The 13857-nt window shown below is 62.5% G+C and carries 12 protein-coding genes and 1 pseudogene; 8 read left to right on the top strand and 5 right to left on the bottom strand.

All coding sequences use genetic code 11. The features are described from left to right. The first annotated feature begins 116 nt into the window (after window positions 1-116). From LU688_RS20950 to LU688_RS20935, 4 genes are all read left to right on the top strand, one after another. A complete protein-coding gene (locus tag LU688_RS20950) occupies window positions 117-521 on the top strand; it encodes a MarR family winged helix-turn-helix transcriptional regulator (RefSeq protein WP_023632908.1) in 405 nt (134 codons plus the stop codon). Between the two features lie 64 nt (window positions 522-585). Next, on the top strand, window positions 586-1788 hold the full coding sequence (locus tag LU688_RS20945; RefSeq protein ID WP_094011817.1) for an MFS transporter: 1203 nt from the start codon (window positions 586-588) through the stop codon (window positions 1786-1788). Beyond that, window positions 1785-1907, top strand: coding sequence for a hypothetical protein (locus LU688_RS20940; protein WP_256586229.1), 123 nt, complete (start codon window positions 1785-1787; stop codon window positions 1905-1907). The genes LU688_RS20945 and LU688_RS20940 overlap by 4 nt, the downstream gene beginning before the upstream one ends. A 46-nt stretch (window positions 1908-1953) precedes the next feature. Next, window positions 1954-2505: a glutathione peroxidase gene (locus tag LU688_RS20935; protein ID WP_023632422.1), complete on the top strand. Its 552-nt coding sequence runs from the start codon at window positions 1954-1956 to the stop codon at window positions 2503-2505. A 38-nt stretch (window positions 2506-2543) separates the two neighbouring features. On the opposite strand, the gene LU688_RS20930 is transcribed toward LU688_RS20935, so the two are convergent. After that, window positions 2544-2804, bottom strand: a complete 261-nt coding sequence (locus tag LU688_RS20930; RefSeq protein WP_094011818.1) for a DUF2798 domain-containing protein — start codon at window positions 2802-2804, stop codon at window positions 2544-2546. A 116-nt stretch (window positions 2805-2920) separates the two neighbouring features. Between LU688_RS20930 and LU688_RS20925 the strand changes: the two are divergent. Together LU688_RS20925 and LU688_RS20920 are read left to right on the top strand one after the other, a co-directional pair. Next, window positions 2921-3839: pseudogene (locus LU688_RS20925) on the top strand (LysR family transcriptional regulator). Between the two features lie 147 nt (window positions 3840-3986). Continuing rightward, complete coding sequence (locus LU688_RS20920) at window positions 3987-4883, top strand: RHS repeat-associated core domain-containing protein (RefSeq protein WP_160290648.1); 897 nt, start codon at window positions 3987-3989, stop codon at window positions 4881-4883. A 191-nt stretch (window positions 4884-5074) separates the two neighbouring features. Here LU688_RS20920 and LU688_RS20915 read toward each other — a convergent pair whose 3' ends face one another. The 3 genes from LU688_RS20915 to LU688_RS20905 form a co-directional block, all read right to left on the bottom strand. Then, a complete protein-coding gene (locus tag LU688_RS20915; protein ID WP_046854555.1) occupies window positions 5075-6352 on the bottom strand; it encodes an OmpP1/FadL family transporter in 1278 nt (425 codons plus the stop codon). A gap of 144 nt (window positions 6353-6496) precedes the next feature. Next, window positions 6497-6979: a hypothetical protein gene (locus LU688_RS20910; RefSeq protein ID WP_094011820.1), complete on the bottom strand. Its 483-nt coding sequence runs from the start codon at window positions 6977-6979 to the stop codon at window positions 6497-6499. Window positions 6980-7223: 244 nt separating this feature from the next. Continuing rightward, on the bottom strand, window positions 7224-7448 hold the full coding sequence (locus LU688_RS20905) for a hypothetical protein (protein ID WP_023632427.1): 225 nt from the start codon (window positions 7446-7448) through the stop codon (window positions 7224-7226). Between the two features lie 937 nt (window positions 7449-8385). Between LU688_RS20905 and LU688_RS20900 the strand changes: the two genes are divergently transcribed. Together LU688_RS20900 and LU688_RS20895 are read left to right on the top strand one after the other, a co-directional pair. Continuing rightward, window positions 8386-8805, top strand: a complete 420-nt coding sequence (locus LU688_RS20900; RefSeq protein ID WP_038707589.1) for a tetratricopeptide repeat protein — start codon at window positions 8386-8388, stop codon at window positions 8803-8805. A gap of 210 nt (window positions 8806-9015) precedes the next feature. Beyond that, the gene (locus LU688_RS20895; protein ID WP_177182929.1) at window positions 9016-10374 is read left to right on the top strand and encodes a DNA recombination protein RmuC; all 1359 of its coding nucleotides are present in this window, start codon (window positions 9016-9018) and stop codon (window positions 10372-10374) included. Here LU688_RS20895 and LU688_RS20890 read toward each other — a convergent pair. After that, entirely contained in the window at window positions 10346-13822 is a 3477-nt protein-coding gene (locus LU688_RS20890) for a hybrid sensor histidine kinase/response regulator (RefSeq protein ID WP_094011821.1), read from the bottom strand. The two genes, LU688_RS20895 and LU688_RS20890, sit on opposite strands and share 29 nt — an antisense overlap. Between the last annotated feature and the right edge of the window lie 35 nt (window positions 13823-13857).

The raw sequence follows: 13857 nt of genomic DNA, 5'->3' as shown, positions 1-13857 counted from the left end.
GCGGGCGGTTCGGGTCGCATGACCTGCCTGCACTCAAAGCCCGTCGACACCTGCTGCCTGGCCTCACTTCCTGAAATGTCTTGCAACGTTGTGGATGCGGGTATATACACGTATCCATGCTGACCAGTGAATGCATCTGCACCCATCTACGTCGTGCCGCCCGTGGGGTGAGCCGGCATTACGACGAGGCCCTTGTCGGCTTCGGCATCAATGTCGCCCAGTTTTCCCTGCTGCGTCATGTCCAGCGCCTCGACCGCCCCAGCATCACTTGCCTGGCCGAGGCCATGGGCCTGGAGCGCAGCACCTTGGGTCGCAACCTCAAGGTGCTCCAGGCCGAGGGCTTGGTGCGGCTGGCCGACGGAGAAGACCAGCGCAACCGTGTGGTGCTGTTGAGTGAGGCGGGCAGGGCATGCCTGGATGCCGCCTACCCGGCCTGGCAGCAGGCCCAGGCGCAACTGGTGAAGCGGCTGGGTGAGGGGCAGCGTGACGAGTTGGTGCGCTTGTTGGAGCAACTTGCCTGATATTCGACGATTAAAAGCGGGTATATACCCGCATCAACCTTGCGATGGGCTGGAGACAACGACAATGACTTCCCTTTGGCGGAGCAGCGGTTGGGTACTTCTGGGGGCGGCGCTGATCCTCGCGCTGTCGCTGGGGGTGCGGCATGGTTTCGGTCTGTTCCTGGCGCCGATGAGCGCCGATTTCGGCTGGGGTCGCGAGGTATTCGCCTTCGCCATCGCCCTGCAGAACCTGATCTGGGGCCTGGCCCAGCCGTTCACCGGGGCCTTGGCCGACCGCCTGGGCGCGGCCAAGGTGGTGATCATCGGCGGCATTCTCTACGCAGTCGGCCTGGCGATGATGGCCTTTGCCGATTCGGCCTGGTCGCTGTCGCTCAGCGCCGGCCTGCTGATCGGCATCGGCCTGTCCGGCACTTCGTTCTCGGTGATCCTCGGCGTGGTCGGCCGCGCCGTGCCGGCGGAGAAGCGCAGCATGGCGATGGGCATCGCCAGCGCCGCCGGCTCTTTCGGTCAGTTCGCCATGCTTCCCGGCACCCTGGGCCTGATCCAGTGGCTGGGCTGGTCGACAGCCTTGCTGGTGCTGGGCCTGCTGGTGGCCTTGGTCGTGCCGTTCGTAGGCATGCTGCGTGACCGCCCGCTGCCCAGTCATTGCGCCGAGCAGACCCTCGGCCAGGCATTGCGGGAAGCCTGCGCGCATTCAGGTTTCTGGTTGCTGGCGCTGGGCTTTTTCGTCTGTGGTTTCCAGGTGGTGTTCATCGGCGTGCACCTGCCGGCCTACCTGGTCGACCAGCACCTGCCGGCGACTACCGGCACCACCGTGCTGGCGCTGGTCGGCCTGTTCAACATCGTCGGCACCTACACCGCGGGCTGGTTGGGTGGGCGCATGTCCAAGCCGCGCCTGCTCACCGGCCTGTACCTGCTGCGCGCCGTGGTCATCGTGCTCTTCCTCTGGGCGCCGGTGACCCAGTTCAGCGCCTACCTGTTCGGTATCGCCATGGGCCTACTGTGGCTTTCCACGGTACCGCTGACCAATGGCACCGTGGCCACGCTGTTCGGCGTGCGCAACCTGTCGATGCTCGGTGGCATCGTGTTCCTGTTCCACCAGCTGGGCGCCTTCCTCGGCGGCTGGCTGGGTGGCGTGGTGTATGACCAGACCGGCAGCTACGACCTGGTATGGCAGATCTCGATCCTGCTCAGCCTGCTGGCCGCGGCGCTGAACTGGCCGGTGCGCGAACGCCCGGTCGCCCGCCTGCAGGCCCAGGCGGCATGAACCGCCTGTTGGGGCACGGCCTGCTGGTGGTTGCCGCAGTGCTGGTATTGGCGCTGGTGTGGTGGGGCTGGCACAAGGGTGGCCTGGCACTGATGCAGTTGGGCATGAGCCTGTGTTAAGCGCTAACCTGCACATTCAAGGAATCATGTGCAGGAGACCGATATCATGCATGCGCGCTGGCTGACCCTACCCCTGCTGGCCCTGGCCGCCGCCACTTCGAGCTGGGCGGCGGACTGCCCGGCGCTGCTTCAGGGCAGCCTGCCCGAGCTGCGCGGCAAGGAGCAGATCGACCTGTGCCAGCGTTTTGCCGGCAAGCCGCTGGTGGTGATCAACACCGCCAGCTATTGCGGCTTCGCTCCGCAGTTCGAGGGGCTCGAGGCGACCTACAAGGATTACCGCGAGCAGGGCCTGGAAATGCTCGGCGTGCCGTCCAACGACTTCAAGCAGGAAGACGCCGACAGCGAGAAGACCGCCAAGGTCTGTTACGCCAACTATGGCGTGACCTTCACCATGACCAAGACCCAGGCTGTTCGTGGCAAGGATGCGATCCCGATGTTTGTCGAGCTGGCCCGGCAGAGCAGTGCGCCGAAGTGGAATTTCTACAAGTATGTGGTGGATCGCAAGGGCAAGGTGATCGGTAACTTCTCCAGCCTGACCAAGCCGGATGATCCGGCGTTCAGGGCGGCGATCGACAAGGCGATTGCTTCGCAGCCTTGAAGGCGCTCAGGAATAGACGCGGAGCGTCTGGCCTGGCGTTATTCAGGGTGTACAGTCAGTGATACCAGCCGGAGGACTACTGGTCGAACCATCAGGACACAGAAAAACGCCACCGGCATCGCTAGTTGATAAGCCTTCAGCACATTGTGCAGGTAGTCGGCATCGATCCCGCCGTTGGCTGCGGTAATCACGAAGCACATCAGCAGTGCCATGATGGCCGACATGTAAAAAGCAAAAACATAGGGCGTTGTGCCTCGGTGCAGCTTGCGTCGGCGACGCGGCGTAGCGAGTCCAGTCATGGTACTTCCTCGACGATGGGGTGGAGGCGCAGGTTAGCAACGGGGGTGCGAGGTGCTGTAGACCTTGATTGGTGAGTTCTTTATAAAGAGAAACTTACGAATCAGTCAGGCATCTCATGGACCTACTCAATGCCATCCGCAGCTTCATCAAGGTCGTCGAGGCTGGCAGCATCGCCGGTGGAGCCCGCAGCCTGGGGCTCACTCCAGCGGCCGTGAGCCAGAACCTGGCGCGGCTCGAAACTCACCTGCAGATACGGCTGTTGACCCGTACTACCCGCAACATGGCCCGGCAGCTTGTACTACGAACGTGTACGGCATATCGAGCGCGAGCTTGCCTTGGCCGAGTAGGCGGTCACCACGCCGGACAGCGAGCCCCAGGGACGATTGTGCATCGCCTCGACCTCAGCCTTCGGCCGGCATGTGCTGGCGCCGTTGATCCCGGCATTCAGCGCCCGCTACCCGCTGCTTTCGATAGAGTTGGTGATGGCTGATCGCAAGGTCAATCACGCCCTGGAAGATGTGGATGTCAGCCTGCGCATCACCCCGCAGTTGGAAGACCACCTGCTGGCCCGGCATATCGCCCGTATTCCATTTATCTGCTGCGCATCGCCTGGCTACCTGGTCAGCGCTGGCCGGCCCACCACCCCGGAAAACCTGCAAGACCACAGTTGCCTGGTGTTCCGCTACCCGGTGGATGGGCGCTTGCTGCCCTGGGGCTTCATGCGCGACGGGCTGCGTTTCGAGGCCCGATTCGGCAGGGTATTGATCAGTGACGACATCGATGCGCTGACCCAGATGGCCCTGAATGACGGCGGCATTACTCGCCTGGCGGAGTTCGTCGTGCGTCCGCACCTGGATGCCGGCCGGCTGGTGCCGTTGTTTGAAAACAATGGCGGTGGCCACGCTTATGCCCGGACTGAACCGATGGATGTCTATCTGTGCCTGGCCGACCGCTTTGCGCTGACGACCAAGGTGCGTGTATTCATGGAATACCTGCAACAGTGCCTGGGTGAACAATGGCCCGTACAGGCATGAAAAAACCGCCACAAGGGCAGCTTTTCCTGCAGCGGTGTAATAGGTCCAACGTGGAGCGAAAGGTGGGCTGACCTGATATTTTTCCCAGTTACCTCCGGCGTCTGAGTGATGCACGCTTGCTGAAGTCATACGTGCGCGGAGAGCATCATGGCAATGCAAAATCTAACAGTATGTGACCAGCAACAGTCAGTTCTGGCCTCGGCGGATGCTGCTCGAAGCTATCCGCCTTATGGTGCATTGCCAGTAGCCATTGGCCCACGGCTGGCGTATTGTGGTCAGGCGCGTGAAGCAGCGACGGGCTTTTATCACTTGGGTAATGGGTATCGAAGTTATGATCCTTGCTTGATGCGTTTCTTGTCTCCCGATGCGTTGAGCCCGTTCGCAAAGGGAGGTATCAATGCATATAACTATTGCGCTGGAGATCCGATCAACTATCAGGATCGAAATGGTCGGGCGCCTCTCCGTAATACTTTGCCGGCGATTGGCGCACCTGGTTGGAACCTTAGAGGTAATATGTTCCAATCCGCCCCTAGCCCTGGAAGTACTTCCCCAATACTGACCTCGACACAAACTTATGACATAAGTACGTCGCCCTCGCCGGCAGGTGCCCTAGGGGTGGACGAATATGCATTGGCGGTTGGTTCAGCGGCTGCTGCCATGGGGCATGCACTGGTGGGCTTTAAACAGCTTGGCAGTAATCGCAAAGCAGCGCTTGCTAATTTTTTTGCAGCAGGCGTCCATGTCGTGGGGGCGGGCGTCGCAGCGGTGGAGTCTCGAGCGGGTTTATGGAACGATATTCCCGATCAAGAAAATTTACACCTTAGTCAATTCGGCTTTGGGGTGCTTTCAGGTTTTGTAAAAGGTGCACAAGCTGTAAGTAGCGCTTATGCAGCTTATCTGTCTGTGCCTGGTTCTAATACAAGGGCTAATGATGGGCAGTCAGAAATTGGTATTGAGCTGCAGGTGCTTAATCCAGGTGCAAGTTCTTCGTCAGCTGCAGCTGGAAATAGTATAGAGGGCGCGCAATTGCGTGGCAGCAATTGAGCACCTTTTGGAGACAGTCATAATCGAAGGATTCGTCCGAAGTCCAGGGCCCGGGTGACGACTTTACTGCGTCACCGCACGCTCGTTGCGGTGCGAGGTGAAGTTCATGCAAATGGATTTGGGCAAATAATGGCCCGTGCAGGCATGAAAAAACCGCCACGAGGGCGGTTTCTTCATGCAGCGGGTGACACTCAGAAGCGGTAGGTCAGCGAAGCACCAATGCCGTGGGCACTGTTTTCGTACTTGGCCTGGTAGCTGCCTTTGAGGCCGGCTTCGGTCGGGCTGTGCGGCTGGTTGTTGACCTTGGTGTCCTCTTCCCACAGGTAGGAGTAGGCCACGTCGATGGTCATGTCGTCGGACGGGCTCCAACCGGCACCGATGCTGAAGATCTTGCGATCGCCCGTGGGGATGCGCGGCGAACGGTTGGTGTTGTTGGTCGGCGACTGGTCAACCGAGAAACCGGTCCGCAGGACCCATTCCTTGTTCACCTTGTACGAGGCACCAATGGCGTGAGCCCAGGTGTCGTGCCAGTTCTGCTCTTCGTTGATGGTCGCGAACTGCCCGGCAGGGCCTGCCGGCACTTCGTTGTTGACCGTGATGTTCTCCAGGCGGCTCCAACGGGTCCAGGTGCTGCCTGCGTACAAGGTCCACTGGTCGTCAAGCTCGTGGGTGACCGAGAAGTCCACCGACTCGGGGGTCTTGATCTTCAGGGTGGCATCGAACTTGTTGCCGTCCAGTCCCAGCAGCGGGTAGCTGACCTTGGTCTTGCCTTCGAGCTTGTAGTCGACCATCGAGTGGTAGGTCAGGCCGACGCGGGTGCGGTCGGTGGCCTGGACCAGGATACCGATGTTGTAGCCAACCGCGGTGTCGTCACCCTTGATCTTCACTTCGCCGTCGGCCGGACGCAGCGGCGAGATACTGGCCAGGTTCGAGCCCAGTTCACCCTCGATGCGGTTGATGGTCGGGCCGAAACCGATCGAGACCTTGTCGTTGAACGCATAGCTCACGGTCGGCTGGAAGGTCACGACCTGAACATGGCTTTTCTTGCCCCAGTAGCGCGCAGCATCGTCGCTGCCGTAGTCGGTGACCAGGCCGAATGGCACGTAGACGCCGAAACCGACGCTCCAGTGATCATCGATGGACTTGACGTAGTAACCCATCGGCACGCCGACCAGAGGCACCATGTCGCCGTCCATTTCCCCCCCTTTGTTGCTGCCGCGTCCGGAAATATCGGATTTGGCGATGACCGCGGCACCACCGACGGTCATTTGATCGCGCTTCAGGCGGGACATGCCCGCCGGGTTGCCATACACGGTGCTGGCATCTTCGGCAGAAGAAGAACGACCCGCAAAACCTGTCCCCATGCCGCTGATGCTCTGTTCGTTCAGGGCAAAGCCGCTGGCGAGCAATTGGCTGGAAGCGAGGGCAACGGCAACGCCGAGAGAGGTTTTGAGCATAACTTTTTTCATTATTAGAAACTCCTTGGGATCTCCGGGGCGAAACGCTACCAACAAATGCCGCGCTGCGCTATAGGCTAGAACGCAGGAGATAGAGCGGTTTTGTAGGACAATCCGACCAAAATTCCGTTTATTCCGGTTGTAGGACGTGGCTGTTCAGGAGGCGTGGGTAAGCATCGGCTCGATGCACTGGTGCCAGGCGTGGGTGAAATCCCGCAGGCGCCCCTGGGGGTGGAAGGTCTGCCGCCAGATCCGCGCCAGGCCCAGTAAATCGTCGGCGGCTGGAAGCGGCGTGGCCTGCTCTTCTATGAGCATCCAGGCGATGGCGGTGGCGTAGCGCAGGTTGACGGTGAGTTCGAGGTGGGGGCCACCGAGAAAGGCGTGCTGACTGGCCAGACCGCGGACCAGGCTGGCCAGTTCGGGGTCGCGGGCCAGGTATTCGTCCCACAAACAACTGTGACGATTCTCACCGATCCGGTAAAGCCCATGGCCGCGTCGGTCATGCAGGGCAGCGCCCAGCCCCGACTGGCTTGCGGCAACGCCCAGTAACAACGCTTCTGCGCTGTCGCAGTGGCGGCCCAGGTAGATCAGGGTCGGTCGGATCACGTATCGACTCAACTCGTTCGCAGCGATGCCCATGATGGCCTCTTACGAAAAGGGCCGACGGGCGCTGGAGCTTGGCAGCTGGTGAGTGGTCAGGCCCGCCGGAAGCGGCAGGTGCCGCTCGAGTTGAAGTGTAGTGTGATAACTGTGGTGTAAAGGGCTGTTTTTAAATCGATTGCGGCCAGAAGGCGTGGAGCATATGCCCGCTGGCGATTAAGCCAATTACCTTCAGGCTGGCGCGTGCAGGGTGTATTCATGGGGTGAATCACCTGCCATTCATTCATGCGGTCAACGATTGGCGCGCACGCTCGATCACGGCCTGCAGCGGCTCGGCCCGGTTGTATTGGTCCGGATAGAGACGCTCGCTGTGGCAAGCCACACCGTATTCGTCGACCAGGGTGAAGCTGAAGCTGCCCTTGCGTGGGGCAACGATAAGGCACTTGAGTGGAGCGAAGGCCTGGGAAAGGGTGCCAAAGGCAGCCTGGATTTGTTGATGGTTACTCATATTGTTGGATGTTCCTGCATAAGACACGGTATGTGATCCGTGCACAATAGAAACGTTCCAGTGACGTCTTTATTAAGGAGACGCAGAACCTGACTGGAACAGGGCAGCCAGAGGGGCGCATGCAATAAGTGGCGCTGGGCTGACTGGTAGGTACGACAGAAGGCAGGCAGCACACCGACACCAGGGTTCTGGGCGCCGGGGAAGATCCTGATCAATCTGAAAACGTGATTCGTGCTGGGCAGGGTCTGCCGAGTGAATCATCGAATGGGCCGGTCCCGATGGGGCAGCGCCTGCTCGTCTTGAGCGCCGGGCTGTAGGGACTAAGTGGCCAGAATGACTTCAGCTGGGTACTAACAGGGCGCAACCCTACGCGAACATACAAGGGTTGGCAAGCTTTTTTTTATTGCGGGGAGCCGAACATTATGTCGCCTATTGCACCTGCTGTGAAGAGGGGTAAATGCCCCGGCAATCGCCTGGATGTGCCGTTTTCGGGCGCAGTCGTGCCGTTTGATGGTGCACTTGTACACACTCGCCCGGAGACTTGTAACGCACTTGCAACATCCTGTGGAAGGCTCGCCAATGACTTGACTGCGGGCTTAAGTCAATGAAAAAAAACACTAATTTTTGCTGGTGAAAAAATCGACAGTTTGACTGAAAGCCCCATTTCACAGGGGTTTGCGGGCTGCCTTCAGGGGTTGTCCACCGACTTATCCACAGGTTCTGTGGATTGTCCCGGGCGCTTGCTCTAGGACGGGCGTGCCAGCTGTTTCATCGATTGTCCGACAATTGGTGGCGCGGTCTGGCATGGGCATTTTCACCGTGAAAACGTCAAGAAAAAATCATCGAAAAAAATGTCGATCAGCCGAAAGTCGCCCAGGCCAGTTTGCAAAAAATCGAGTAGAGTGGCGCGCCTCTCGAGTCACCCTTGCTGTTGGTCATGAAGCTTCGCGGTAAACACTTCGCCAGTCCTGATGCCTCTCCAGCGCTGCCGTCCCCCAAGCGCTTTTCCCTGAAAGTGGCCCTGTGGCTGCTCGACAGCCCGCGCCTGGGCGACAAGCCCAGCGTCAAGCACCTGGCCGGGCGCATGCTCAAGCAACCGGCGCGCCAGGGCGTGGTGGTGGCGCAAAGCCGCCTGGGGCAGATGCTTTGCCGGGATTGCGGCAATGCCCGCGACCGGCGTATCGGTCATGAGCTGTTGCGTCAGGCGGCCCGTGCCGGTGACCGTCGGGCACAGCTGGAGTTTGGCCGGTTGTGCCAGGCCCAGGAGCCTGAACAGGCCCGTTACTGGTTGGAGCTGGCGGCGGGGCAGGGTTCGCAGGAGGCGCGGCGGCTGTTGCGTCAGTGGTTCCCCGCCTGAACAGGCGCGGGCTTGCCCGCGACAGGGCTGCACAGGCAACCGCGCCAGCAGCCTGATAAGCTGCGCAGCATCAATCAGTGTTCGATCGGGGTAGGCATGACAGTGGATCTGACCAGCATTCTGCTGGGCTTGGTGGCAGGTGCCGTGCCTTGCCTGGGCTGGGTCATGCAGGTACAGCGCGGCCAGGGTGCGCGCAAGGCCGAGCAAGCACTGCTTGCAGAGCGCCTTGCCGCCGCGCAACTGGCCCAGGCTGGCCTGCAGGCGCAGCTGGAGGCCAGCCGTGACGAGATCAGCGACCTCAGCGAGGCCAACACCATCAAGCAGACCCAGCTGGCCGCCCAGGGGCGTGAGCTGGAGTTGCTGCAGATCGACCGCGACAACAGCCGCGATGCCGCCCACGCCTGGCACCTCGAGCGCGCCAACCGTGAGGCCGAGCTGCGCCGCCTGGAGGCGCAGGCCGCACGGCTGGAGGCCGAGTTGCGCGAGCAGCAGGAAAGCCACCAGCAACGCCTGGAAGACTTGCAGCAAGCCCGCGACACCTTGCGTGCCCAGTTCGCCGACCTGGCCACTAGAATCTTCGATGAGCGCGAACAACGCTTCGCCCAGACCAGCCAGCAGCACCTGGGCCAATTGCTTGACCCGCTCAAGGAGCGCATTCAGGCGTTCGAGAAGCGTGTCGAGGAAAGCTACCAGCAGGAAGCCCGCGAGCGGTTCTCCCTGGGCAAGGAGCTTGAGCGTCTGCAACAGCTCAACCTGCGCCTGTCCGACGAAGCCACCAACCTTACCCAGGCACTCAAGGGCCAGAAGACCCAGGGCAACTGGGGCGAGCTGATCCTGGAGCGGGTGCTGGAGCACGCGGGGCTGGAGAAGGGCCGCGAGTACCAGACCCAGGTCAGCCTCAAGAGCGCCGACGGCGAGCGGTTCCAGCCCGACGTGCTGATCATGCTGCCGGGCGACAAGCAGGTGGTGGTCGATGCCAAGGTCAGCCTCACGGCCTACCAGCAGTTTGTCGGCAACAACGACGAGGCTGCGCTCAAGCAGCACGTGCAGTCGCTGCGCAATCACGTCAAGGGTTTGTCGAGCAAGGACTACAACCGCCTGGAGGGCCTGCACAGCCTCGATTTCGTGCTGTTGTTCGTGCCCATCGAGGCGGCGTTCTCGGCGGCGCTGCAGGCTGAGCCCAACCTGTTCCAGGAGGCCTTCGACCGGCAGATCGTGATTGTCAGCCCGACCACCTTGCTGGCCACACTGAGGGTGATCGACAGCCTGTGGAAACAGGAACGCCAGGGCCAGAACGCCCGCGAGATCGCCGAGCGCGCCGGCTGGCTGTATGACAAGTTCGTGCTGTTCATCCAGGACCTGGACGAGCTCGGCGCCCGCCTGGCCCAGGTCGACAAGGCCTATGCCGCGGCACGCAACAAGCTGTGCGAGGGGCGCGGCAACCTGGTCAGCCGCAGTGAGCAGCTCAAGCTGCTCGGCGCACGGGCCAGCAAGAGCCTGCCGGCCGAGCTGGTCGAGCGCGCCCTGAGCGACGAGGTCCTTACTGAACCAGGCTCAGATGCCGATTGAGCAGGGCGCGCAGCGCTGCCGGCTTGACCGGCTTGGCCAGGTAGTCCAGGCCTGCGGCATGGACCAGGGCGATGGTCTCGTTGCGTCCGTCGGCGCTGATCACGACACCGGGCACTGGCTCGCCCAGGCGCGCCCGTAGCCAACCCATCAGACCGGTACCGGTCTCGCCGTCATCCAGGTGGTAGTCCACCAACGCCAGGTGCGGGCGCAGGCCCTTGCCGAGCAGGGCCTCGCATTCGGCCTGGTTGCGCGCGGTCCACACCTGGCAGCCCCAGCGGCTGAGCAGGCTATTCATGCCGATGAGGATGCTGTCTTCGTTGTCCACGCACAGCACCTGCAGCCCGGCCAGCGGCTGGCCGGCCTGTTCCACGGGGGCGGGCGTCGCGGGCGCGGGGCTGCGGGCGATGGGCACGCTGACGCGGAACACGCTGCCCTTGCCCGGCCAGGAACGTACCTCCAGCGCGTGCCCGAGCACCCGGCACAAACCATCGGCGATCGCCAGGCCCAGCCCCAGGCCTTTCTCGGCGCGGGTCTGGTGGCTGTCCAGGCGCTTGAACTCCTGGAAGATCACCGCCAGCTTGTCGTCGGCGATGCCGGGCCCGCGGTCCCACACTTCAAGCCAAAGACGTTCGCCCTTGCGTCTGGCGCCGAGCAGGATCGGACCCTTGCCGTAGCGCAGGGCATTGGTGAGGAAGTTCTGCAGCACCCGGCGCAGCAGTTTCATGTCGCTGTCGACCTGCAGGCGGCTGCCACGCAGGCGAAACTCCAGGCCCTTCTCGGCGGCCAGCACCTTGAACTCGGCGCCAAGGGTGTCGAACAGCTCATGGAGGGCGAAAGGCTTGATGTCGGGGGTGACCTTGCCGTTCTCCAGGCGCGAGATGTCGAGCAGGTCGCTGATCAGCTCTTCGGCGGAGCGCAGCGAACTGTCCATGTGCTGCACCAGTTGCCGGGCTTCGTCGTTCATGCCTTCGGCCTGCTGCGACAGGGCGGCGGAGAACAGCCGGGCGGCGTTGAGCGGTTGCATCAGGTCGTGGCTGACCGCGGCAAGGAAGCGGGTCTTGGATTGGCTGACCGCCTCGGCGCGGCTCTTGGCCTCGGTCAAGGCTTGGTTCAGCTGTGACAGCTCATGAGTACGCTCGGCGACCCGCTGTTCCAGCCCTTCGTTGGAGTCGCGCAGGGCCTGCTCGGCTTCGCGGAACGGGGTGATGTCGGTGAAGCTCATGACAAAGCCGCCGCCGGGCATAGGGTTGCCGATCAGCTCGATCACCCGGCCATTGGGGAACAGCCGCTCGGAAGAGTGGGCACGGCCCTGGCGCATCCAGTGCAGGCGCCGCGCCACGTGCACCTGTGCCTCGCCCGGGCCGCACAGGCCGCGTTCGGCGTTGTAGCGGATGATGTCGGCGATCGGTCGGCCGACGCTGATCAGCCCGTCGGGGTAGTTGAACAGTTCGAGGTACCGGCGGTTCCAGGCCACCAGGTGCAGGTTCTGGTCGACCACGCTGATGCCCTGGTTGATGTTCTCGATGGCCCCCTGCAGCAGCGCACGGTTGAACTGCAGCACTTCGCTGGCTTCGTCGGCGATGCGCACCACGTCCTCGAGCTGCATGTCGCGGCCTTCGATGGCGGCCTTGACCACCGCCCGGGTCGAGGAAGTGCCGAGAACGCCGGCCAGCAGTCGTTCGGTGTGCTCGATCCAGTCGCCGTCGGCGTTCTGGTTCGGGTTGAAGCCCTTGCCCTGACGGTAGGCGAAGCGGATGAAGCTTTGCCGCGCGCGCTCTTCGCCGACGAATCGCGCGGCGAGCTTGAGCAGGTCGTCGATCTGCACTGCCAGCAAGGGTTTGCTGGAGGGGCGGGCATTGGTCTGCTGGCCGATGAAGCGTCCGGCTTGCCAGTGCTCGGAGACCCGCGTGCGCGACAGGATCGAAACCCAGACGAACAGGGTGAAGTTGCCCGCCAGTGACAGCACCACGCCCTGGGTGAGCGGGGTTATCGGCAGGTTGAGTGGGTTGCCGTGCAGCCAGGCCAGGCCCGGGAACACTTGCAGTGGCCAGCCCAGGCTGTGGGCGGCGATTGGCAGGACCAGGGTGTAGAACCACAGGAAGATGCCGGCGGCCAGTCCTGCGAATACGCCGCGGCGGTTGGCCTGCTTCCAGTACAGCGCGCCGAGCATGGCCGGAGTGAGCTGGGTGACTGCGGCGAAGGCGATCTGGCCAATGGTCGCCAGGCTCGCGGTGGAGCCGAGCAGGCGGTAGCTGACATAGGCCAGCAGCAGGATCACCACGATGGTCACCCGGCGCACCGAGAGCATCCAGTGGCGGAATACCTCGAATGGCCGTTCGGCGTTGTTGCGCCGTAGCAACCAGGGCAGCAGCATGTCGTTGGAGACCATGGTCGACAACGCCACGGCCTCGACGATGACCATGCCGGTGGCCGCCGAGGCGCCGCCGATGAACGCCAGCAGGGCCAGGCTCGGGTGCGCCTCGGCCAGCGGCAGGCTGATCACGAAGGAGTCGGAGATCACCGTGCCCGGCAGCAGCATCTGCCCGGCCAGGGCGATGGGCACCACGAACAGCGCTGCCAGGGCCAGGTATAGCGGGAACACCCAGCGCGCCAGGCGCATGTCCTGTGGCTCGATGTTCTCCACCACGGTGACGTGGAACTGCCGCGGCAGGCAGATGATCGCCATCATCGCCACGGCGGTCTGCACCACCATCGACGGCCAGTTGATGGTTTCTTCCCAGTAGTCGTTCAGGTGCACGGATTGCCGGGCTTGGGTGAACAGGTCGTCGAAGCCGTCGTACAGGTTGAACACCACGAAGGCGCCCACGGCAAGGAAGGCCAGCAGCTTGACCAGCGATTCGAAGGCGATTGCCAGGACCATGCCGCGGTGGTGCTCGGTGACGTCCAGGCTGCGGGTGCCGAAGACGATGGCGAACAGCGCCAGCACCAGCGATACCACCAGTGCGGTGTCCTGCACCCGGCTGCCGGTGGCGTCGGCGTTGGCGCCGATCAGCAGGTTCACCCCCAGCACGATGCCCTTGAGCTGCAGGGCGATGTACGGCAGGACGCCAACCAGGCAGATCAGCGCCACCACCACCGCGAGGCTCTGCGACTTGCCGTAGCGGGCAGCGATGAAGTCGGCGATCGAGGTGATGTTCTGCTGCTTGCTGATCAGCACCATCTTCTGCAGTACCCAAGGCGCGAAGATCAGCAGCAGCACCGGGCCCAGGTAGATGGGCAGGAACGCCCAGAGCTGCTCGGCGGCCTGGCCGACCGCGCCGAAGAAGGTCCAGCTGGTGCAGTAGACGGCCAGCGACAGACTGTACACCCAGGCGCGCAGACGCGGCGGCAACGGTGTGCTGCGGCGGTCGCCGTAAAAGGCGATGGCGAACATGATGGCCATATAGGCCAGGGCGACCACGGCGATCAGCCCGCTGGACAACGACATGCAAACTCCGGAGCAAAAAAGAAAACGCGGTCCCG

Source organism: Pseudomonas soli, from assembly GCF_021283165.2.
Classification (GTDB): Bacteria; Pseudomonadota; Gammaproteobacteria; order Pseudomonadales; family Pseudomonadaceae; genus Aquipseudomonas; species Aquipseudomonas soli.
The sequence above is the reverse complement of the archived record's forward strand: the minus strand, read 5'-3'. Positions and strand labels throughout refer to the sequence as shown.

Bases quoted from the DNA above. Each gene is read 5' to 3' on its own strand.
- LU688_RS20930 (WP_094011818.1), bottom strand. From the start codon at position 2,804: ATGACTGGACTCGCTACGCCGCGTCGCCGACGCAAGCTGCACCGAGGC.
- LU688_RS20890 (WP_094011821.1), bottom strand. From the start codon at position 13,822: ATGTCGTTGTCCAGCGGGCTGATCGCCGTGGTCGCCCTGGCCTATATG.
- LU688_RS20915 (WP_046854555.1), bottom strand. From the start codon at position 6,352: ATGAAAAAAGTTATGCTCAAAACCTCTCTCGGCGTTGCCGTTGCCCTC.
- LU688_RS20940 (WP_256586229.1), top strand. From the start codon at position 1,785: ATGAACCGCCTGTTGGGGCACGGCCTGCTGGTGGTTGCCGCAGTGCTG.
- LU688_RS20945 (WP_094011817.1), top strand. From the start codon at position 586: ATGACTTCCCTTTGGCGGAGCAGCGGTTGGGTACTTCTGGGGGCGGCG.
- LU688_RS20935 (WP_023632422.1), top strand. From the start codon at position 1,954: ATGCATGCGCGCTGGCTGACCCTACCCCTGCTGGCCCTGGCCGCCGCC.
- LU688_RS20905 (WP_023632427.1), bottom strand. From the start codon at position 7,448: ATGAGTAACCATCAACAAATCCAGGCTGCCTTTGGCACCCTTTCCCAG.
- LU688_RS20950 (WP_023632908.1), top strand. From the start codon at position 117: ATGCTGACCAGTGAATGCATCTGCACCCATCTACGTCGTGCCGCCCGT.
- LU688_RS20910 (WP_094011820.1), bottom strand. From the start codon at position 6,979: ATGGGCATCGCTGCGAACGAGTTGAGTCGATACGTGATCCGACCGACC.
- LU688_RS20900 (WP_038707589.1), top strand. From the start codon at position 8,386: ATGAAGCTTCGCGGTAAACACTTCGCCAGTCCTGATGCCTCTCCAGCG.
- LU688_RS20920 (WP_160290648.1), top strand. From the start codon at position 3,987: ATGGCAATGCAAAATCTAACAGTATGTGACCAGCAACAGTCAGTTCTG.